The following is a 19,013-nucleotide window of genomic DNA, read 5'->3' as shown; positions in this document are numbered from 1 at the left end:
CTGGTCGCGCAGTTCCCCGCGCCCCTTCGGGGCGCTGAGGTCGTCGAAAGGATCGCGGAACCAGCATGAACGCGCTGAACACACCCCTGGCCGAGCTGGACCCCGAGGTCCATGCCGCGCTCGGTGCCGAGCTGGACCGGCAGCAGTCCACCCTGGAGATGATCGCCTCCGAGAACTTCGCGCCCGTCGCCGTGATGGAGGCGCAAGGATCGGTGGCGACGAACAAGTACGCGGAGGGCTATCCCGGCCGCCGCTACTACGGCGGCTGCGAACACGTCGACGTCACCGAGCGGTTGGCGATCGAACGGGTCAAGTCCCTCTTCGGGGCGGGGTTCGCCAACGTGCAGCCGCACTCGGGTGCCCAGGCCAACACCGCCGTCTTCTTCGCCCTGCTCCAGCCGGGCGACACGATCCTCGGTCTCGACCTCGCGCACGGCGGCCACCTCACCCACGGCATGCGTCTCAACTACAGCGGCAAGATGCTGAACGTCGTGCCCTACCACGTCTCCGAGACCGACAACCTCGTCGACCTGGACGAGGTGGAGCGGCTGGCCAAGGAACACCGCCCGAAGATGATCATCGCGGGCTGGTCGGCGTACCCCAGGCAGCTGGACTTCGCGGCCTTCCGCCGGATCGCCGACGAGGTGGGCGCCCTGCTCATGGTCGACATGGCGCACTTCGCGGGCCTGGTGGCGGCGGGGCTGCACCCGAGCCCGGTCCCGCACGCGCACGTGGTCACCACCACGACGCACAAGACCCTCGGCGGCCCGCGCGGCGGGGTCATCCTCACCAACGACGCCGACCTCGCCAAGCGGATCAACTCGGCCGTGTTCCCCGGCATGCAGGGCGGCCCGCTGGAGCACGTCATCGCCGCGAAGGCCGTCTCCTTCAAGGTCGCGGCATCGCCCGAGTTCGCCGAGCGCCAGGCCCGCACCCTGGCCGGCGCCCGCATCCTCGCCGAGCGCCTGACCCGGCCGGACGCGGCCGCGGCCGGCGTGCAGGTGCTGACCGGCGGCACGGACGTCCACCTGGTCCTGGTCGACCTGCGGGAGTCCCCGCTGGACGGCCGCCAGGCGGAGGACCTGCTCCACGAGATCGGCATCACCGTCAACCGCAACGCCGTCCCCTTCGACCCGCGCCCGCCGATGGTCACCTCCGGCCTGCGCATCGGCACCCCCGCACTGGCCGCCAGGGGCTTCACCGCGGAGGACTTCGCCGAGGTGGCCGACGTCATCGCACGCGCCCTCCAGCCCGAGCCCGACCTCGCCGCCCTGCGCGCCCGCACCGAGGCGCTCGCCGCCAAACACCCGCTCTACCCGCACCTCTCGCACCACGGAGACGTCCGATGAGCCCCCGCACCCCAGGCGCCGACCTCCCCGACCACCCGGACTTCCTCTGGCGCACCCCCGAGCCCGGGCGGTCGTACGACGTCGTCATCGTCGGTGGCGGCGGGCACGGTCTCGCCACCGCCCACTACCTGGCCAGGAACCACGGCATCACCAACGTGGCCGTCCTGGAGAAGGGCTGGCTCGCGGGCGGCAACATGGCCCGCAACACCACGATCATCCGCTCCAACTACCTGTGGGACGAGAGCGCCGGCATCTACGAACACGCGCTGAAACTCTGGGAGGGGCTGGAGGAGGAACTCGACTACCCGATCCTCTTCTCCCAGCGCGGCGTCCTGAACCTCGCCCACAGCCTCCAGGACGTCCGCGACAGCGTCCGCCGGGTCGAGGCCAACCGCCTCAACGGCGTCGACGCCGAGTGGCTCGACGCGGGCGGCGTCAAAGACGTCTGCCCGATCGTCAACACCTCACCCGACGTGCGCTACCCGGTCCTCGGCGGCACCTACCAGCCCCGCGCCGGCATCGCCAAACACGACTACGTCGCCTGGGGCTTCGCCCGCTCGGCGGACGCCGCCGGCATCGACATCATCCAGAACTGCGAGGTCACCGGGCTGGACGTGGTGGGCGGCCGGGTCGTCGGCGTGCGGACGACCCTCGGCCCGATCGCCGCCGGCAAGGTGGCCCTGTGCTCGGCCGGGCACACCTCCGTCCTCGCCGCGATGGCCGGCATCGAACTCCCCCTCCAGAGCCACCCGCTCCAGGCCCTGGTCTCCGAACTCCTGGAGCCCGTCCACCCGACCGTCGTCATGTCCAACGCGGTGCACGTCTACGTCAGCCAGGCGCACAAGGGCGAACTGGTGATGGGCGCGGGCATCGACGCGTACAACTCCTACACCCAGCGCGGCGCGTTCCACGTCATCGAGGAGCAGATGGCCGCCGCCCTCGAACTCTTCCCGGTCTTCGCCCGCGCCCACGTGCTGCGCACCTGGGGCGGCATCGTCGACGTCAGCCCCGACGCCTCGCCGATCGTCGGCCTCACCCCGGTGACCGGCCTCTACCTCAACTGCGGCTGGGGAACCGGCGGTTTCAAGGCCACACCGGGGGTCGGCTGGGTCTACGCCCACACCATCGCCCACGACAGCCCCCATCACCTCAACGCCCCCTTCTCGCTCGACCGTTTCACCACCGGCGCGCTCGTCGACGAGCACGGCGCGGCCGCGGTGGCCCACTAGGGAGCCCACCCATGCTGCTCATCCCCTGCCCGTGGTGCGGGCCCCGCGACGAGACCGAGTTCCACTACGGCGGCCAGGCCCACGTGCCGTACCCGGAGGACCCGGCGTCCCTGACCGACGCGGAGTGGGCGCGGTACCTGTTCTTCCGCGACAACCCCAAGGGCCCGTTCGCGGAGCGCTGGAGCCACGCGGCAGGGTGCCGGCGGTGGTTCAACGCGGTACGCGACACGTCGACGAACGAGATCCTGACGGTGTACAGGACGGGCGAACCGCGTCCGGCGGGGACTTCTGTGCCGACTCCGCCCCTTCCGGCCCGTCCGGCTTTTGAGGACGAGGCCGTTCAGGCCGAAGGGGGGTCTGGGGGCGCAGCCCCCAGCGGGGTGGAAGGGGCGGCGCCCCTTCGGGACGGGACGGGCAGGGGCGGCGGGGGCGACCACCCCTACCGCACCCCCACCGGCGGCCGAATCGACCGCACCACCCCCCTCACCTTCACCTTCGACGGCACCGAATACCAGGGCTACCGAGGCGACACCCTCGCCTCCGCCCTGCTCGCCAACGGCGTCATCCAGGCCGCCACCAGCATCAGGCTCGGCCGCCCCCGCGGCATCTTCTCCGCCGGCGTCGAGGAACCCAACGCGGTCGTCCAGATCGAGGCCCCCTTCCCCGAACCGATGCTCCCCGCCACCACCGTCGAACTCCACGACGGACTGGTGGCGAGCAGCCTCCCCGGCCAGGGCCGCCTCGCCACCACCCCCGACCCGGCCCGCTACGACGCCGTGCACGCCCACTGCGACCTGCTGGTGGTCGGCGCGGGCCCGGCCGGCCTCGCGGCAGCCGCGGCCGCGGCCACCACCGGCGCCCGCGTCATCCTCGCCGACGACCAGCCCGAGCCCGGCGGCAGCCTCCTCGGCACCGGGGAGCACCTCGACTGGGTCGCGGCGACCCGCGCCCGCCTCGAGGCCGCCCCCGAGGTACGGGTCCTGCCCCGCACCACCGTCTTCGGCCACTACGACGACAACCACCTCCTCGCCGTGGAGCGCCGCACCCATCACCTCGGCGCCGACGCCCCACCGCACGTCTCCCGCGAACGCGTCTGGCGGATCCGCGCCCGGCACGTCGTCCTCGCCACCGGCGCCCACGAGCGTTCCCTCGCCTTCGGCGACAACGACCGCCCCGGCGTGATGCTGGCCGCCGCGGCCCGCACGTACCTCCACCGCTACGCCGTCCTGCCCGGCCGCCGCGCCGTCGTGTTCACCACCAACGACAGTGCCTACGCCGCCGCCCTCGACCTCGCGGCGGCCGGAGTCGGCATCGCCGCGATCGTCGACACCCGGCCCGAACCGGGCACTTGGGCCGAGCGGGCCCGGTCCGCCGGGATCGAGGTGCTGCCCGGCCACGCGGTCACCGGCACGGCGGGTCGCGAGCGTCTCACCGCCGTGACCGTCGCCCCGTACGAAGGCACCGGCGCACAGCAGGAGTTCGCCGCCGACCTTCTCCTCGTCTCCGGCGGCTGGAACCCCGTCGCCCACCTGTTCAGCCAGGCGGGCGGCAGGCTCCGCCACGACGAGGCACTGGGCACGTTCGTGCCCGACGGCTGCCGACAGGCGGTGGCGGTCGTGGGCGCCGCGAACGGGGCGTTCGACCTGGCCACGGCCCTCGTGCAGGGCACGGCGGCCGGCACCCGCGCGGTGGAGGCGGAGGGCTGCACCGCCGAGAGCCCCACCCTCCCCGCCGTGGCCCCACAGCCGTACACCCCGCCCATGGCGGTCTTCACCGTCCCCGGCGAGGCCCCCCGCTTCGTCGACCTCCAACGCGACGTCACCGTGGCCGACCTGACCCGCGCGACCGGCGCGGGCCTGCGTTCGGTGGAGCACACCAAGCGCTACACCACCGCCGGCACCGCCAACGACCAGGGCAAGACCGGTGGTCTCCTGGCGAGCGGCGTCGTCGCCGAACTCCTCGGCGTGGACGTCTCGGCGCTCGGCCTGCCCACCTTCCGGCCGCCGTACACCCCCGTCTCCTTCGCGGCCCTCGCCGGGCGCAACCGGGGCGCTCTGCACGACCCGGTCCGCACCACCGCCCTGCACGGCCGGCACGTCGGGCACGGCGCGCTGTTCGAGAACGTCGGGCAGTGGAAGCGGCCCTGGTACTACCCGCGGGACGGCGAGGACATGGCGACCGCCGTGCTCCGCGAGTGCCGCGCCGCCCGTGAGGGCGTGGCCTTCATGGACGCCTCCACGCTCGGCAAGATCGACGTCCAGGGCCCGGACGCCGCACACTTCCTGGACCTGCTCTACACGAACATGATGAGCACCCTGAAGGCCGGCATGATCCGCTACGGCGTGATGTGCCGCCCGGACGGCATGGTGTTCGACGACGGCACGGTCATCCGGCTCGCCCCCGACCGGTTCCTGGTCACCACCACGACCGGCAACGCGGCCGCCGTCCTGGACTGGATGGAGGAGTGGCTGCAGACCGAGTGGCCCGACCTGCGGGTGCACTGCACCTCGGTCACCGAGCACTGGGCGACGGTCGCCCTGGTCGGCCCCGCCTCCCGCGCGGTCCTCGGCTCGCTCGCGCCCGGACTGGCCCTCTCCAACGACGACTTCCCGTTCATGGCCTGGCGGGACACCATCGTCGCGGGCCTCGACGCCCGCGTGTGCCGGATCAGCTTCTCCGGCGAACTCGCCTACGAGATCAACGTGTCGCCGTGGCACGCGGTGACGCTCTGGGACGCGCTGTACGAGGCGGGCGCCCCGTACGGCATCACCCCGTACGGCACCGAGACCATGCACGTGCTGCGCGCCGAGAAGGGCTACCCGATCGTCGGCCAGGACACCGACGGCACCGTCACCCCGCAGGACCTCGGCATGGGCTGGGCGGTCTCGAAGAAGAAGCCCGACTTCCTCGGCAAGCGCTCCTACGCGCGGGCCGACACCGTGCGCCCCGACCGCAAGCATCTCGTCGCCCTGCTCACCGACGACCCCGCCGCCCTCCTCCCCGAGGGCACGCAGCTGGTCGCCGACGGCGAACTGCCCGCCCCGCCCGTGCCGATGCTCGGCCACGTCACTTCCAGCTACCGCAGCGCCGCGCTCGGCCGGACCTTCGCGCTCGCCCTGGTCAAGGGCGGCCGGGACCGCATCGGCGAACGTCTCTACGCCCCGGTGGGCGAACAGCTCCTGCCGGTGACCGTCGCAAGCCCCGTCCTCTACGACCCCGAGGGAGCCCGCCGCGATGGCTGACACCGCTTCCACCGCATCCCGGCGCAGCCCCCTGGCCGACGCCGCGCCCCGCCTGGCCGCGGTGACCCGTTCCTCCCGGGGCGCACTCCGGCTTGCCGAACTGCCCTTCCTGGCCCAGGTGAACGTCCGCCTCGACGCCAAGAGCCCGGCGGCGGACGCCGTCGGACTGACCCTGGGACTCCCACTGCCCCTGGAACCCGGCACCGTGGTGCACGCGGGGGAGGTGACCGCGGTCTGGCTCGGCCCCGACGAATGGCTGGTGGTGGGCCGGCCGGGCACCGAGCGGGACCTGGAGAGCCGGATCCGCGCGGCCGCCGGGGACGCACCGGGCGCCGTCGCCGTCACGGACGTCTCCGCCCAGCGCACCACCCTCCTCGTCGGCGGCCCGCGCGCCCGCGACCTGCTCGCCCACGGCTGCGCCCTGGACCTGCACCCCCGCGCTTTCGGCCCGGGCCGCTGCGCCCAGACCATGCTGGCCCGCACCCAGGTCGTCCTGGTCGCGCGCGAGGAGACCAGGGCGGGCTTCTGGGTCCTGGTGCGCTCCTCCTTCGCCGGCTACCTGGCGGACTGGCTGCTGGACGCGGCCGTGGAACACGCGTGAGGCACCACTGAGAGCGGGCCGCCACCGAGAAGGGGGCGGCCCGCATCCGGTGGTCGGTGTCAGCGGAAGACCACCGTGCAGCGGCCGTTGACCAGGACCCGGCTCTCGCTGTGCCACCGCACGGCGCGGGCGAGCACCTGGGCCTCCACGTCACGGCCCAGCGCGACGAGCTCGTCCGGGGCGTGCGCATGGCTCACCCGGACGACGTCCTGCTCGATGATCGGGCCCTCGTCCAGGTCGGGCGTCACGTAGTGCGCGGTGGCACCCACCAGCTTGACGCCCCGCCGGTGCGCCTGGACGTACGGCCTGGCCCCCTTGAAGCTCGGCAGGAACGAGTGGTGGATGTTGATGGCCCGGCCGTCGAGTTGCTTGCACAGGTCGTCGGAGAGGATCTGCATGTAGCGGGCGAGCACCACCAGGTCGACGTCCAGCCCGGCGACGAGCCGCAGCAGCCGGGCCTCCGCCTCCGCCTTGGTGTCGGGCGTCACCGGGATGTGGTGGAAGGGGATGCCGTACGTCCGCGCCAGCGGCTCGAAGTCGCGGTGGTTGGAGACGATCGCCGGGATCTCGATGTTGAGCGCGCCCGTGGACCTGCGGAACAGCAGGTCGTTCAGGCAGTGACCGAACTTCGACACCATGATGAGGGTGCGGGTCGGGGTCGACGCGTCGGTCAGCCGCCAGGTGATGCGGTGCTCTTCGGCGACCGGGACGAAACCGGTGCGCAGTTCCTCCAGGGCGGCGGCGTCGTCCGGGACGTCGAAGTGCACCCGCATGAAGAAGCGGTCCTGGAGCCGGTCGTCGAACTGCTGGCTCTCCAGGATGTTGCCGCCGTGGCCGACCAGGAACCCGGTGACGGCGTGGACCAGACCCGCCCGGTCGGGACAGGACAGGGTGAGGACGAACTCGCGGCCGGGCTGCGGTCGAGGAGACATGACACCCTCCTGGTGCGCATCGCGCAACGACGTGAGTGATACGCAACATCGTCCAGCCAAGGGGGGTGACGGGTCAAGAGGTCGCGTTCTATCTGGCGCACCACTCTCTACGATGTGCAACACGCCTGCGGGCTGGACCCGTCACCGGCCGCCGGATCCGTGCCGCTTTGCGAGGGCTTTCAGATGCGCCGTGCGCGACTCGCTCGTCTGGCCCTGGACCAGCAGGAACAGGCCCTCTCTGGCCAGCCGTTGGGCGCGGTGGTCCAGCGACATCGCCCGGCCGCCGCCCGCCACCACGGCCGCCGTCGTGGCCGCCCGCATCAGCGTGAACGCCTCCGCCCGCAGCGCCAGCCGCTCCTCCGCGTGTTCGTACGGCACCGGATGGTCCGCCAGGGCGTAGGCGCGGCTGCGGATCTCGGCCAGGCTGCCCCGCAGGCCGGCCGCGTACTCCTCCGCCACCAGTGCGAGCGCCGCCTCCGCGATCCCGAAGACCGCCGGACTGGCGTTGCGGGGCCGCGGGCGGTCCGTCGTCGCCCACTCCTCGAACGGCGTCCGGAGCGCGACCGCCTCGTCGGGGACCCGCAGATCGTCCAGGTCCAGGGACACCGTCCGGGCCGCGGTGAGCGCGGCCAGGCGCATCGGCTCCGACGGCCGCAGACCCGGCTGCTCCCGTGCCTCGGTGAACGCGAACAGCACCTCGTCGTCCTCGGTCACCCCGGCCAGCAGCAGCACGTCGTTCAGCCCCCAGCCGGTGTACCAGGGCACGGTGCCGGAGAACAGCCATCCGCCCGCCTCCCGCCTGACCCGCACGGGGACCCTCGGGTACGACCGCAGATGCGCGTACGCCACCCCGGACAGCAGCTCACCCCGCGCCAGCGGACCCAGCAGGCGCTCCCGCACCGGCAGACCGGACCCGGCCAGGGTCAGCACCGGCGTGTGGTGCTGCGTCTGCACGAACCAGGTCGAGCAGCATGCCCCGGCCAGGATCTCCGCCGTCTCCCGCACCACGGCCGCGGGTGCCGCCGAGCCCCCGTACGCCACCGGGGCGTTCAGTCCCAGCAGGCCCGACCGTTTGACCGCCTCGATGTGGCTCGCGGGCACGCCCTCCTGGTCGACACGCTCGGCGGCGGGGGAGAGGAGGCCGTCGGCGAGTTCCCGGGCGCGGGCGACGAGCGGATGCACGGCGATGGTCATGGAGAGGATTCTTTCGGTTCCGCGGTGCGAGGTGTCGATCCGGGGGCCTGCCGTTCGTGTAGAAGGCGAGAACACCCCCGCGACGCACACCGTCGCGGCGCACACCTCACGACGCACACCTCACGACGACCGAGGAGAACCTCATGAAGCACTACCTGCTCAGCGTGGTCCAGCCGGCGGACGGCACCCCGCCCGCGCCCGACGCGCTCGCCACGATCATGCGCGACGTCGAGGCCTTCAACGACGAACTGCGTGCGGCAGGCGCCTGGGTCTTCGCCGGCGGACTGCACGGCCCGGAGACCGCCACGACACTGCGGCCCAAGGACGGCGACGTACTGATCACCGACGGTCCCTACGCCGAGGGCAAGGAGTACCTCGGCGGCCTCTGCCTCATCCGCGCCGAGGATCTCGACGCGGCCCTGGAGTGGGGCCGCAGGGCAGCTCTCGCCACCACCCTCCCGATCGAGGTACGGCCCTTCGTGGACCAGCACTGATGGCGGAGCCCGCCGACGTCGAGGCCGCCTTCCGTACCGAGTACGGGCGCGCGGTCTCGGTCCTCGTCCGCTTCCTCGGCGACATCGACCTCGCCGAGGAGGCGGTCCAGGACGCCTTCACCACCGCGCTGGACAGCTGGCCGCGCACCGGGGTGCCGCCGAGCCCGGCCGGCTGGATCATCACCGCCGCCCGCAACCGCGCGATCGACCGGCTGCGCCGCGAGTCCACCAGGGCCGCCCGGCACGCCGAGGCCGCCCGGCTGTACGCGCCCGACGCACCGGCCGAGGAGGGCCCCGTGCGCGACGAACGGCTCCGGCTGATCTTCACCTGCTGCCACCCCGCCCTCGCCCTCCGGTCCCGGGTGGCCCTGACCCTGCGCCTGCTCTGCGGGCTCAGCACGGCCCGGATCGCCCGCGCCTTCCTGGTCCCCGAGCCCACCCTCGCCCAGCGCCTGGTACGCGCCAAGGCCAAGATCCGCGACGCGGGCATCCCGTACCGGGTGCCGAAGGACGCCGACCTCCCCGACCGGCTGAACGGGGTGCTGGCCGTCGTCTACCTCGTCTTCAACGAGGGCTACGGCGGCGATCCCGCGCTCTGCGCCGAAGCCGTACGCCTGGGCCGGCTGCTGTACGAACTGATGCCGGACGAGCCGGAGGTGGCCGGGCTTCTCGGGCTCATGCTGCTCGTGGAGGCCCGGCGGCCCGCCCGGGAGCCGGCGGACGGCGAACTGGTGCCGCTGCCCGAGCAGGACCGCGGGCGCTGGGACCGGCAGCTGATCTCGGAGGGGCAGGACCTCGTCCGGCGCTGCCTGCGGCGCAACCGGCCCGGCCCGTACCAGATCCAGGCCGCGATCAACGCCGTGCACAGCGACGCACCGAACGCGGATGCCACCGACTGGGGTCAGATCCTGGCCCTGTACGACCAGCTCATGTCGGCCGCCCCGAGTCCGGTGGTGGCGCTGAACCGGGCGGTCGCGGTGGCCGAGGTCCAGGGGCCGGCCGCGGCCCTGGAGCTGGTCGACGCCCTCGACCTGCCCGGATACCACGTGCTGCACGCCGTCCGCGCCGACCTGCTGCGCCGGCTCGGCCGGGACCGCGAGGCGGCGGCGGAGTACGACGCGGCCATCGCGCTCACCTGCCGCCTGCCCGAACGGACACACCTCGCACGGCGGCGGGACGAACTCACCGGCTGACCAGGTGTGATCTCGAGCAGCCCGCCGACATCGCGGCCCGGCTGCGCGCCACCTTCCGCACCGGCCGCACCAAGCCCCTCGAGTGGCGCACCGGCAGGCTCCGCCGGCTGCGCTCGCACTACTGCGACCGGAGCCAGTCCTACGGCTGTCCCGCGGGCCAGTCCGCCTACTACGGGCGCGGCCCCATCCAGCTCAGCTGGAACTTCAACTACAAGGCGGCGGGCGACGCGCTCGGCATCGACCTCCTCGACAACTCCCGGCAGGTGCGGAATAACTCTGCCGTGGCCTGGAAGACCGGCCTGTGGTACTGGAACACCCAGAAGGGCCCCGGCACCATGACCGGCCACAACGCCATGGTCAACGGTGCCGGTTTCGGCCAGACCATCCGCTCCATCAACGGCTCCCTGGAGTGCGACGGCAAGAACCCGGCGCAGGTGCAGAGCCGGGTCAGCGCCTACCAGAGGTTCACCCAGATCCTCGGCGTCCCGGCCGGCGCCAACCTCTACTGCTGACCCCGCCGTCAGGATCGTGTGCCAGACTCCGTCGATGACCTCCGAAACGATCACCGCGGACGCCTCCGGCACCTGGAAACTCGGCGACCTGCCCGTCCACCGCCTCGGCTTCGGCGCGATGCGGCTGACGGGCAGCGCCGCCTTCCACCACGGCACCCCGAGCGACCGCGCCCGCTCGATCGCCGTCCTGCGCAAGGCCGTCGAGCTCGGCGTGAACCACATCGACACGGCGGCCTTCTACTTCTCCGCCCTGCGCTCGGCCAACGAACTCATCAACACCGCGCTCTCCCCGTACCCCGACGACCTGGTCATCGTCACCAAGGTCGGCCCCTACCGCGACTACTCCGGGGAATGGGGCACCTCCGCCCGCCCCGACCAGCTGCGCGGGCACGTCGAGGAGAACCTGCGCCAGCTCGGCCGCGACCACCTCGACGTCGTCAACCTGCGCCGGATGCGCCAGGAGTCGATCGCCGAGCACTTCGGCGCCCTCGCCGAACTCCGCGAGGCCGGGCTGATCCGGCACCTCGGCGTCTCCGACGTCGAACCGCGCCATCTCGACGAGGCGCTGGCCATCGCGCCCGTGGTGTGCGTGCAGAACCGGTGGGGACTCGACGCGGCGAACCCGGCCACCGACGAGGTCGTGCGCCTCTGCGGCGAGCGCGGCATCGCCTTCGTGCCGTTCTTCGCCGTCGCGGGCGACGCCGGGGCGCTCGGCGCCACCGCGAGCCACGACGACGAGGTTCTGGCCGTCGCCCGCGCCCACGGCGCCACCCCCGCCCAGATCCGCCTCGCCTGGACCCTGCACCAGGGCCCGCACGTCCTCGCCATCCCCGGCACCGGCAACCCGGACCACCTGGCCGAGAACGTGGCGGCCGGTGCCATCCGGCTCACCGAGGACGAGCTGACCCGGCTGAACGCCCTCCACGCCAAGGCCGGCTGACTTTCCGCCCGGCCCGGGTCCCGGGGTGCCGGTACCCGGGTCCCGGGCGATTCCCCGGCCGGCGACGGAACCTCTCCCGGAAGGGGCTTCGCATAATGGGTTCACGGGTGCCGGCCGTCACCCGGCTGACTACACTGCCGTAGACGGTCTGCTGGCCGCGGACGAAGTGAGGGGTGAGGAACCTTCCATGGCCGACGGGAAGGACGAACGCCGGCCCGCCGGCGAACTGGAGGCGAGCGTCATGGCGGCTCTCTGGGCCGCGGGTGCGCCCCAGACCCCCGGACAGGTGCAGCGCAGCCTCGGCACCGACCTGGCCCGCACGACGGTGACCACGATCCTGACCCGGCTGCACGACAAGGGTGTGGTCGGGCGGCACCGCCAGGGGCGCGGCTACGCCTACGTCCCCGTCCAGGACGCACAGGGCCTCACAGCGAAGCGGATGCACACCGAACTCGACCGCGACAGCGACCGGGAGACCGTGCTCGCCCGGTTCGTCGCCCAGCTCAGTCCCGACGACGAACGTGTGCTGCGGACCCTCCTCGAACCCGGCGAACAACCCGGTCCGTCATGACCGCGCTGCTGCTCCTGCCCCTGCTGGTGCCGTTCGCGCTGCCGGCGCTGTCCCGACGGGCCCTCGACCGGCTGGCGCCGCGCACCGCGCTCTGGGTGATCACGTCCTCGGCCGTCGCCCTCGCGGGCTGTTCCCTGGCCGCGCTCGGCGCGTGCTTCCTCGCCGGGCTCCTCAGGCTGCCGTACTTCGCCGCGCTCGGTGAGCTGGTCCAGCCCCTGCACACCGCCCCCGACCGGTTCGTGCTGCCGCTCGCCGCCCTCTCGGCCGGCGGCCTCGCCGGGTGCGCCTGGACGCTCGCGCGGTCGGTGCTCCGGCAGGCCCGCGCCTTCCGCGCGGCCCGCACGGAGGCGGGGCGCCGGCCTGCCGCGGGCGACCTGTGCGTGGTCGACTCGCCGTGCCCGGACGCGTACGCCCTGCCCGGACGTCCGCACCGGATCGTCGTCACCACCGGAATGCTGCGCAGCCTCGACGGCGCCGAGCGGGAGGCACTGTTCGCCCACGAACGGGCGCACAACACGGGCGGCCACCACTTCTTCCTCGCCGCGGCGGAACTCGCCGCGCACTGCCACCCGGCACTGCGGCGGGTCCGGGACGTCGTCCGGCTGGCCGTGGAGCGGGCCGCCGACGAGGCCGCGGCGCGCGCGGTGGGGGACCGCCGGCTGACGGCCCGCGCGATCGCCAGGGCCGCGCTGGCGGGGCAGGGCGGCGTCGCCGAGCGGCCGGCGTTCGTGTCGGGCGCCGCGTCCGGGCCGGTGCCGCAGCGGGTCGAGGCGCTGCTGGCGCCGCGGGGGCGGCGGGCCGGGGGATGGGTCGCGGTGGTGCTGGTGGCCTGCGCCGCGGTGTCGTGTGTCGCCTCCGCGACCGGGGTGGTCGACTTCCATCACCGGGTGGAGGTCGCGCAGGGGGAAGCCGAGCGGTAGGGGAGCGGCCGTTCGTCGGATGCGGGTGCGGTGTGGCCGGCCGCGCAGCTCCCCGTCCCTCCGTCCGGGCGCCCCGCTCGGCGCACTTTCCGGAAAGCCGCCCGTGGGAAAGGCCGGCTGGCGTCCTGCGAGTTTTACGTATAACCTCTTCCGCTAACCGCTCCACCGAAAGGCCCCCATGCGACGCGTCGCCCTGGTCACCCTCGTCGTCGGCGACTACGACGAGGCGATCCGCTTCTACACCGAGGCTCTCGGCTTCCGGCTCGTCGAGGACACGTCGCGGCCCGACGGCTCCCGCTGGGTCGTCGTGGAGCCGGGCGGGGAGGGGCACGGCACCGGACTGCTGCTGGCCCGCGCCAAGGACGAGGACCAGCGTGCCCGCGTCGGTGACCAGACGGGCGGGCGGGTCGGGTTCTTCCTGCACACCGACGACTTCGGCCGCGACCACGCCCGGATGACCGCCGCCGGCGTGACCTTCCTGGAGGAGCCGCGGCACGAGCCGTACGGCAGCGTCGCCGTCTTCCAGGACCTCTACGGAAACCGCTGGGACCTGCTCCAGCCCGCCGCCTGAACGACCACTCCGAACCACCTGCCGAGGACAGCTCCACCATGACTGCTACGCGCGTAGACGCAGACGTGATCCGTCGCCTCCCCAAGGCCGTCCTGCACGACCACCTCGACGGTGGCCTGCGCCCCACCACCCTGGTCGAGCTCGCGGCCGAGGTCGGACACACCCTGCCCACCACCGACCCCGACGAGCTGGCCGCCTGGTACTTCGAGGCCGCCAACTCCGGCGACCTGGTGCGTTACATAGCCACCTTCGAGCACACCCTCGCCGTCATGCAGTCCAAGGAGGGGCTGCGGCGGGTCGCCGAGGAGTACGTCCTGGACCTCGCCGCCGACGGTGTCGTCTACGGCGAGGTGCGCTACGCGCCGGAGCTGAACGTCAAGGGCGGGCTCACCCTGAACGAGGTCGTGGAGAGCGTGCAGGAGGGGCTCGCCGCCGGCATGGTGAAGGCCGCCGCCGCCGGCACCCCCGTCCGCGTCGGCACCCTGCTCTGCGGGATGCGGATGTTCGACCGGGTCCGCGAGGCCGCCGAAGCGGCCGTCGCCTACCGGGACGCCGGCGTCGTCGGCTTCGACATCGCCGGTGCCGAGGCCGGCTTCCCCGCCGCCGACCACCTGGACGCCTTCCGGTACCTGCGCGACGAGAGCGTGCCCTTCACGATCCACGCCGGCGAGGCGTTCGGCCTGCCCAGCATCCACCAGGCGGTCCAGGCCTGCGGCGCCCAGCGGATCGGGCACGGCGTCCGCATCACCGAGGACATCGTGGACGGCAAGCTCGGCCGCCTGGCCGGCTGGGTGCGCGACCGCCGCATCGCCCTGGAGATGTGCCCCACCTCGAACCTCCAGACCGGTTGCGCCGCCTCCATCGCCGAGCACCCGATCACCGCGCTGAAGGAGCTGGGCTTCCGGGTCACCCTCAACACCGACAACCGGCTGGTCTCGGGGACGACGATGACCCGGGAGATGTCCCTGCTGGTCGAGGAGGCGGGCTGGACCGTCGAGGACCTGCGCACGGTCACGGTGAACGCCCTGAAGAGCGCGTTCATCCCGTTCGACGAGCGCAGGGCCCTCATCGAGGACGTCGTCCTGCCGGGTTACGCCTCCGTGCTCTGAAACAGCCCCCGCAGGTAGGCGGCCTGTCCGACGTGCTGAAGGTCGTCGGACAGGACGCTCACCAGCCGCACGCCGAGCGTGACCGGCGGATCGAAGCGGGTGTCCACGATGCGTTCCAGGTCCTTGGCCGGGAGCTCGCGCAGCACCCCCAGGGTCTGCTCGTGCACCGCGTCGTGGTAGCCGGTCAGCAGGTCGCCGGAGTCCACCCTGACCTTCGCGACCTCGGCGGGCGTATGCCCGTACCCGTGGTCACGGGGCGGCAGACCGAGGCCGAAACGCTTCTCCCAGCCCTGGGCCAGCCACACCTGGTCGAGGTCGAAGGCGTCGGCGATGTGGTCGTCCTGGATCCGGGTGAGGTGCCAGACCAGCCAGGTGATGGAGTTGGCGTCGGGGGCGGGGAGCCTGTTGAGCAGATCGGGGTCGGCGCCGTCGAGGGCGGCATGGACTTCTTCCTGGATGCGGCCGAAGCCGTCGATGAGGATGTCCCTTGCATGCATACGACCACGATCGCGCATCGCCGGTCGTCACGCGTCCGGAATCCAGCTTCCGTGGAAACCCAGCGGCACCCGGCCCGGCAGGTGCACCCGGGCCAGCGGCTCGCCGGTGAAGTCCTGCGCGGCGAGGATCAGCAGGTCGGCGGCGCCGCGGTCCGGGTTGTGGACGTAGGCGATCGCGTACCCGTCGTCCTCCCGGCGCCCGTGTTCGCCCGGCACGAACACCGCTTCGCCCACCGCCGCGCCTCTCGGCAGCCGGTGCACCTCGGCGGTGCCGCGCGCGAGGTCGTGCTTGAAGAGGGCGTTGGAGAAGGCGCGGTCCGGCGGGTCGCCTGCTCCGGCCAGATAGGCGACGGACATCTCGGCGGCCGCCGCCGAGTAGCCGTAACGGTGCCGACGGGACACCAGCTCCTCGTTGACGCGCGGGAACTCCTGTGGCCGGTCGTCGAGGGTGCGCCTGCGGACCCGACCGCGGCGCAGGTCGACGGTCCAGCGCTCCAGCGTGGCGGTGCCCACCGCGTGCGGTCCGTCGGTGGTGCGGCTCGCGACGTCGAAGGGCGCCGGATAGGCCGTCAGGTCGATCACCACGGACCCGCCCTCGTCGTACGCGTTGAGGGTGTGCGAGTAGAAGACCGGGTCGACGCCGAACCACCGGACGGCGCCCCCGGACCGGGGCAGCACGCCCACCCGCGCCGGGTGCTCACGGTTCCAGACGTAGGGCACCGGCGCGCCCGCCCCGGCGGCCGCCGCGTCGAAGGTGACCGGGATGTCGAAGACGACCACGTACTTCTCGGTGAGCGCGAAGTCGTGCATCATCGGCGCGTCCGCGACCGGGATCCGGGTGGTGCGGGCGAGCCGGCCGGTCGGGCCCACGACCAGGTGCCGGGCGTGGTCCCAGGTCGGGTAGTAGGCGATCGCGTGCAACTCGTCCGCGCGCGTGTCGTACTTGGTGTGCGCGGTGAACGCGCCCTCCAGGGAGCCGCCGAAGTCGAAGCTGCCCACCGTGCCGAGTTCGCCGTCGAGTTCGTACGGCAGCGGGCCGCTCTCCTGGAGTGCGAGGATCCGCCCCCGGTAGGGGACGACGTGGGTGTTGCAGGCGAAGTCGTCCGGCGGGACCGGACCGGGGTAGGTCTCGCCGAGCTTCGCCGTCACCTGGGAGGACCGCACCCAGCGGTTGCGGTACCACTCGGCGCGGCCGTCGCGCAGCCGTACCCCGTGCACCATGCCCTCGCCCAGCATCCAGTGGTGGGCGCGCGGATCCTCCAGGCCGAGCACGTTCGGGCCGTTGCGCAGGTAACGGCCGTTCAGGTCGTCCGGGACACGGCCGGTGACCGGCAGGTCGAAGGCCGTGAGCTCCTCGGTGACCGGGGCGAACGCGCCCTCCAAAAACGGATGGTGACGATCCGTCGGGTCTGCTGTTGTCGACGCGGCCGCCGGACGGACCCCCGCTCCCGTCAGCGCGCCCGCAACCGCCATGCCCGCCGCCCCGCGCAGCACCGTACGCCGTGTGTGTTCCGCCATCTCCGTACTCCCCGTCGCGTCGTCGTCGTGGACATCCACGAGTCTGCGGTGACGGGCAGGCCGGGTCAGGAGGGGCAGGACCCGTCCGGGGGTGTTGCCAGGCCCCCTGTTTCGAGGAGGGTGATCAGCGCCCGGGCCGCCGGGCTGGTGGCCGACTCCGGCGGCAGCAGGGCGACCGTCTCGTACACGGTCTCGTCCGTGTCCTTGAGCGCGAGGGCGGTCAGCGTGGGGCGCTTGTGGCTGAAGTGCCGGGGTACGACGGCGATGCCGAGGTTCTCGTCCACCAGGTCGAGAAGGCTGTGCACGTCGTTCACCTCGAGGGCGACCGTGCGCCGCACGCCCGCCTCGGCGAAGGCCGCGTCGGTCGAGCGGCGCGGGCCCCAGTCCGGGTGGAAGTCGACGAACACCTCCTGGCCGAGGTCCACCGGGGTCACGGCCGCGCCCGCCGTCGCCAGCCGGTGGCTGGGATGGCACAGCACGGTCATCGGCTCCGCGGTCAGGGACACCGAGCGCAGCTGGTCGGTGTCGTCCTGGGTGCGGTAGGCGAAGGCCAGGTCGAGGCGGCCCGCCGCCACCTCCTCGGCGAGCGCGCCCGAGCCGGCCTGCCGCAGCCTGATCTCCACGTCGGGGTGGCGGCGCCGGAACGCGGCGAGCAGCCCCGCCACGTGCACCCCGGCGATGCACTGCTCGGTGCCCAGCGCCAGGGTCCCGCGCAGCACCCCCTGCACCGCGGCCACCGCCTCGTGCGCGGAGCGCACCTGGGCAAGGATCCGCTCCGCCTCGCCGAGCAGCGCCCGGCCCGCCTCGGTCAGCGTCACCCGGCGGGTCGTGCGCACGAACAGCGGGGCGCGCAGCTCGCGCTCCAGGGCCCGGATGGAGGCCGACAGACCGGACTGGGACACCATGAGCCGCTCGGCGGCCCGGGTGAAGTGCTGGTCCTCGGCGACGGCGACGAAGTGCTGGAGGTGGCGCAGTTCCATGATTGAGCAGCCTAGTCGCACAATTCCATCGGATTCTCCTGTTGGACCACTGCCCGCGGCTCGGGAAAGAGTGGCAGCGGTAGAACCTGTGGCAACCCCTCTGGAGTCGCGTTGTACACCGCACACCCCGACCGCTACGCCGACATGCCGTACCGCCGCAGCGGCCGCAGCGGCCTGAAGCTTCCCGCGCTGTCGCTCGGCCTGTGGCACAACTTCGGGCCCGACCGGCCCGTGACGACCCAGCGCGCCATCCTGCGCCGCGCCTTCGACCTCGGTGTCACCCACTTCGACCTCGCCAACAACTACGGCCCGCCGCCCGGCGCCGCCGAGTCGGCCTTCGGCGAGGCCCTCAGGGCGGACTTCGCGGCCTACCGGGACGAGCTGGTCATCTCCACCAAGGCCGGTTACCTGATGTGGCCCGGGCCGTACGGCGAGTGGGGTTCGCGGAAGTACCTGCTGTCCTCGCTCGACCAGTCCCTGACCCGGATGGGCCTGGACCACGTCGACATCTTCTACTCGCACCGCCCGGACCCGGCGACTCCTCTGGAGGAGACGATGGGCGCCCTGCACTCCGCGGTCCAGCAGGGCAAGGCGCTCTACGTCGGCATCTCCAACTACTCGGCGGAGCAGACCCGCGAGGCCGCCCGGATCCTCGGGGAGCTCGGCACGCCGCTCCTCATCCATCAGCCGCGCTACTCGATGCTCGACCGCCGCCCGGAGACCGAGGGCCTGCTGGACGCCCTGGACGAGCTCCAGGTCGGCTCCATCGTCTTCTCCCCGCTCGAGCAGGGCCTGCTCACCGGCCGCTACCTCGACGGCATCCCGGAGGGGTCGCGGGCCGCGAGCGACAGCCCGTTCCTGAACTCGGACGCGGTCACCGCGGACCTGGTCGCCCAACTGCGCGACCTCGACGAGGTGGCCAAGGGCCGCGGCCAGACCCTGGCCCAGCTCGCCCTGTCCTGGGTGCTGCGCGGCGGCCGGGTGACCTCCGCGCTGATCGGTGCGAGCAGCCCGCAGCAGGTCGAGGACTGCGTCGGCGCCATCGGAAACCTCGACTTCGACGCGGAGGAGCTGGTGCGGATCGACGCGATCGTCAACCGGTGAGCCGGCCGGTGGCCGCCAGGTGATCGACCCGAATCGTCACCCGGCGGCCGAGCTGAT

General features: G+C 72.9%; 17 protein-coding genes and 1 pseudogene. 13 read left to right on the top strand and 5 right to left on the bottom strand.

Annotated features, from left to right (window positions below; genetic code table 11):
- The first annotated feature begins 65 nt into the window (after positions 1 to 65).
- From glyA to ACZ63F_RS36440, 4 genes are read left to right on the top strand one after another with little or no spacing between them, the layout of a single operon-like run.
- Positions 66 to 1,349, top strand: a complete 1,284-nt coding sequence (gene glyA / locus ACZ63F_RS36455) for a serine hydroxymethyltransferase (protein WP_469717802.1) — start codon at positions 66 to 68, stop codon at positions 1,347 to 1,349.
- Positions 1,346 to 2,578, top strand: a complete 1,233-nt coding sequence (locus tag ACZ63F_RS36450) for a sarcosine oxidase subunit beta family protein (RefSeq protein ID WP_469717799.1) — start codon at positions 1,346 to 1,348, stop codon at positions 2,576 to 2,578. Before glyA ends, ACZ63F_RS36450 begins: the two co-directional genes overlap by 4 nt.
- 11 nt (positions 2,579 to 2,589) lie before the next feature.
- Positions 2,590 to 5,820: a sarcosine oxidase subunit delta family protein gene (locus ACZ63F_RS36445; protein ID WP_469717797.1), complete on the top strand. Its 3,231-nt coding sequence runs from the start codon at positions 2,590 to 2,592 to the stop codon at positions 5,818 to 5,820.
- Positions 5,813 to 6,421 carry a sarcosine oxidase subunit gamma gene (locus ACZ63F_RS36440; RefSeq protein WP_469717796.1) on the top strand — a complete coding sequence of 203 codons (609 nt, stop codon included), beginning with the start codon at positions 5,813 to 5,815 and terminating at the stop codon, positions 6,419 to 6,421. Before ACZ63F_RS36445 ends, ACZ63F_RS36440 begins: the two co-directional genes overlap by 8 nt.
- Positions 6,422 to 6,480: 59 nt before the next feature.
- On the opposite strand, the gene purU is transcribed toward ACZ63F_RS36440, so the two are convergent.
- Together purU and ACZ63F_RS36430 are read right to left on the bottom strand one after the other, a co-directional pair.
- Positions 6,481 to 7,353, bottom strand: coding sequence for a formyltetrahydrofolate deformylase (gene purU / locus ACZ63F_RS36435; protein WP_469717794.1), 873 nt, complete (start codon positions 7,351 to 7,353; stop codon positions 6,481 to 6,483).
- Between the two features lie 141 nt (positions 7,354 to 7,494).
- Complete coding sequence (locus ACZ63F_RS36430; protein ID WP_469717792.1) at positions 7,495 to 8,547, bottom strand: acyl-CoA dehydrogenase family protein; 1,053 nt, start codon at positions 8,545 to 8,547, stop codon at positions 7,495 to 7,497.
- Positions 8,548 to 8,690: 143 nt separating this feature from the next.
- Between ACZ63F_RS36430 and ACZ63F_RS36425 the strand changes: the two genes are divergently transcribed.
- From ACZ63F_RS36425 to ACZ63F_RS36390, 8 genes and pseudogenes are all read left to right on the top strand, one after another.
- Positions 8,691 to 9,041 carry a YciI family protein gene (locus ACZ63F_RS36425; protein ID WP_469717791.1) on the top strand — a complete coding sequence of 117 codons (351 nt, stop codon included), beginning with the start codon at positions 8,691 to 8,693 and terminating at the stop codon, positions 9,039 to 9,041.
- Positions 9,041 to 10,234, top strand: coding sequence for an RNA polymerase sigma factor (locus ACZ63F_RS36420; protein ID WP_469717790.1), 1,194 nt, complete (start codon positions 9,041 to 9,043; stop codon positions 10,232 to 10,234). The genes ACZ63F_RS36425 and ACZ63F_RS36420 overlap by 1 nt, the downstream gene beginning before the upstream one ends.
- Before the next feature lie 116 nt (positions 10,235 to 10,350).
- Positions 10,351 to 10,746, top strand: a pseudogene (locus tag ACZ63F_RS36415) (chitinase); the annotation flags it as partial.
- A 34-nt stretch (positions 10,747 to 10,780) separates the two neighbouring features.
- On the top strand, positions 10,781 to 11,686 hold the full coding sequence (locus ACZ63F_RS36410; protein WP_469717788.1) for an oxidoreductase: 906 nt from the start codon (positions 10,781 to 10,783) through the stop codon (positions 11,684 to 11,686).
- A gap of 187 nt (positions 11,687 to 11,873) precedes the next feature.
- Positions 11,874 to 12,257 (top strand): BlaI/MecI/CopY family transcriptional regulator, encoded by a 384-nt coding sequence (locus tag ACZ63F_RS36405; protein WP_469717786.1) that lies wholly within the window; start codon positions 11,874 to 11,876, stop codon positions 12,255 to 12,257.
- On the top strand, positions 12,254 to 13,177 hold the full coding sequence (locus ACZ63F_RS36400) for a M48 family metalloprotease (protein ID WP_469717785.1): 924 nt from the start codon (positions 12,254 to 12,256) through the stop codon (positions 13,175 to 13,177). The genes ACZ63F_RS36405 and ACZ63F_RS36400 overlap by 4 nt, the downstream gene beginning before the upstream one ends.
- Positions 13,178 to 13,355: 178 nt before the next feature.
- On the top strand, positions 13,356 to 13,748 hold the full coding sequence (locus tag ACZ63F_RS36395; RefSeq protein WP_469717782.1) for a VOC family protein: 393 nt from the start codon (positions 13,356 to 13,358) through the stop codon (positions 13,746 to 13,748).
- A 38-nt stretch (positions 13,749 to 13,786) separates the two neighbouring features.
- The gene (locus ACZ63F_RS36390) at positions 13,787 to 14,857 is read left to right on the top strand and encodes an adenosine deaminase (RefSeq protein WP_469717781.1); all 1,071 of its coding nucleotides are present in this window, start codon (positions 13,787 to 13,789) and stop codon (positions 14,855 to 14,857) included.
- Here ACZ63F_RS36390 and ACZ63F_RS36385 read toward each other — a convergent pair.
- The 3 genes from ACZ63F_RS36385 to ACZ63F_RS36375 all read right to left on the bottom strand — a co-directional run bounded on the left by ACZ63F_RS36385 (position 14,839) and on the right by ACZ63F_RS36375 (position 17,852).
- Positions 14,839 to 15,354: a mycothiol transferase gene (locus tag ACZ63F_RS36385; protein WP_469717779.1), complete on the bottom strand. Its 516-nt coding sequence runs from the start codon at positions 15,352 to 15,354 to the stop codon at positions 14,839 to 14,841. The genes ACZ63F_RS36390 and ACZ63F_RS36385 overlap by 19 nt on opposite strands.
- 27 nt (positions 15,355 to 15,381) lie before the next feature.
- Positions 15,382 to 16,872: a carotenoid oxygenase family protein gene (locus ACZ63F_RS36380; RefSeq protein ID WP_469717778.1), complete on the bottom strand. Its 1,491-nt coding sequence runs from the start codon at positions 16,870 to 16,872 to the stop codon at positions 15,382 to 15,384.
- A gap of 65 nt (positions 16,873 to 16,937) precedes the next feature.
- Positions 16,938 to 17,852, bottom strand: coding sequence for a LysR family transcriptional regulator (locus ACZ63F_RS36375; protein ID WP_469717777.1), 915 nt, complete (start codon positions 17,850 to 17,852; stop codon positions 16,938 to 16,940).
- A 111-nt stretch (positions 17,853 to 17,963) separates the two neighbouring features.
- On the opposite strand from ACZ63F_RS36375, the gene mgrA reads away from it, so the two are divergent.
- Positions 17,964 to 18,956, top strand: a complete 993-nt coding sequence (gene mgrA, locus ACZ63F_RS36370; RefSeq protein ID WP_469717775.1) for an L-glyceraldehyde 3-phosphate reductase — start codon at positions 17,964 to 17,966, stop codon at positions 18,954 to 18,956.
- Positions 18,957 to 19,013: the final 57 nt, after the last annotated feature.

This window comes from Streptomyces sp. NPDC104761 (assembly GCF_055583445.1).
Note: the sequence above shows the minus strand (reverse complement) of the source record. Positions and strands in the feature narration are given on the sequence as shown.

Bases quoted from the DNA above. Each gene is read 5' to 3' on its own strand.
- glyA (WP_469717802.1), top strand. From the start codon at position 66: ATGAACGCGCTGAACACACCCCTGGCCGAGCTGGACCCCGAGGTCCAT.
- ACZ63F_RS36450 (WP_469717799.1), top strand. From the start codon at position 1,346: ATGAGCCCCCGCACCCCAGGCGCCGACCTCCCCGACCACCCGGACTTC.
- ACZ63F_RS36375 (WP_469717777.1), bottom strand. From the start codon at position 17,852: ATGGAACTGCGCCACCTCCAGCACTTCGTCGCCGTCGCCGAGGACCAG.
- ACZ63F_RS36445 (WP_469717797.1), top strand. From the start codon at position 2,590: ATGCTGCTCATCCCCTGCCCGTGGTGCGGGCCCCGCGACGAGACCGAG.
- ACZ63F_RS36430 (WP_469717792.1), bottom strand. From the start codon at position 8,547: ATGACCATCGCCGTGCATCCGCTCGTCGCCCGCGCCCGGGAACTCGCC.
- ACZ63F_RS36380 (WP_469717778.1), bottom strand. From the start codon at position 16,872: ATGGCGGAACACACACGGCGTACGGTGCTGCGCGGGGCGGCGGGCATG.
- ACZ63F_RS36420 (WP_469717790.1), top strand. From the start codon at position 9,041: ATGGCGGAGCCCGCCGACGTCGAGGCCGCCTTCCGTACCGAGTACGGG.
- ACZ63F_RS36400 (WP_469717785.1), top strand. From the start codon at position 12,254: ATGACCGCGCTGCTGCTCCTGCCCCTGCTGGTGCCGTTCGCGCTGCCG.
- ACZ63F_RS36390 (WP_469717781.1), top strand. From the start codon at position 13,787: ATGACTGCTACGCGCGTAGACGCAGACGTGATCCGTCGCCTCCCCAAG.
- ACZ63F_RS36405 (WP_469717786.1), top strand. From the start codon at position 11,874: ATGGCCGACGGGAAGGACGAACGCCGGCCCGCCGGCGAACTGGAGGCG.
- ACZ63F_RS36425 (WP_469717791.1), top strand. From the start codon at position 8,691: ATGAAGCACTACCTGCTCAGCGTGGTCCAGCCGGCGGACGGCACCCCG.
- ACZ63F_RS36410 (WP_469717788.1), top strand. From the start codon at position 10,781: ATGACCTCCGAAACGATCACCGCGGACGCCTCCGGCACCTGGAAACTC.
- ACZ63F_RS36440 (WP_469717796.1), top strand. From the start codon at position 5,813: ATGGCTGACACCGCTTCCACCGCATCCCGGCGCAGCCCCCTGGCCGAC.
- ACZ63F_RS36385 (WP_469717779.1), bottom strand. From the start codon at position 15,354: ATGCATGCAAGGGACATCCTCATCGACGGCTTCGGCCGCATCCAGGAA.
- ACZ63F_RS36395 (WP_469717782.1), top strand. From the start codon at position 13,356: ATGCGACGCGTCGCCCTGGTCACCCTCGTCGTCGGCGACTACGACGAG.
- purU (WP_469717794.1), bottom strand. From the start codon at position 7,353: ATGTCTCCTCGACCGCAGCCCGGCCGCGAGTTCGTCCTCACCCTGTCC.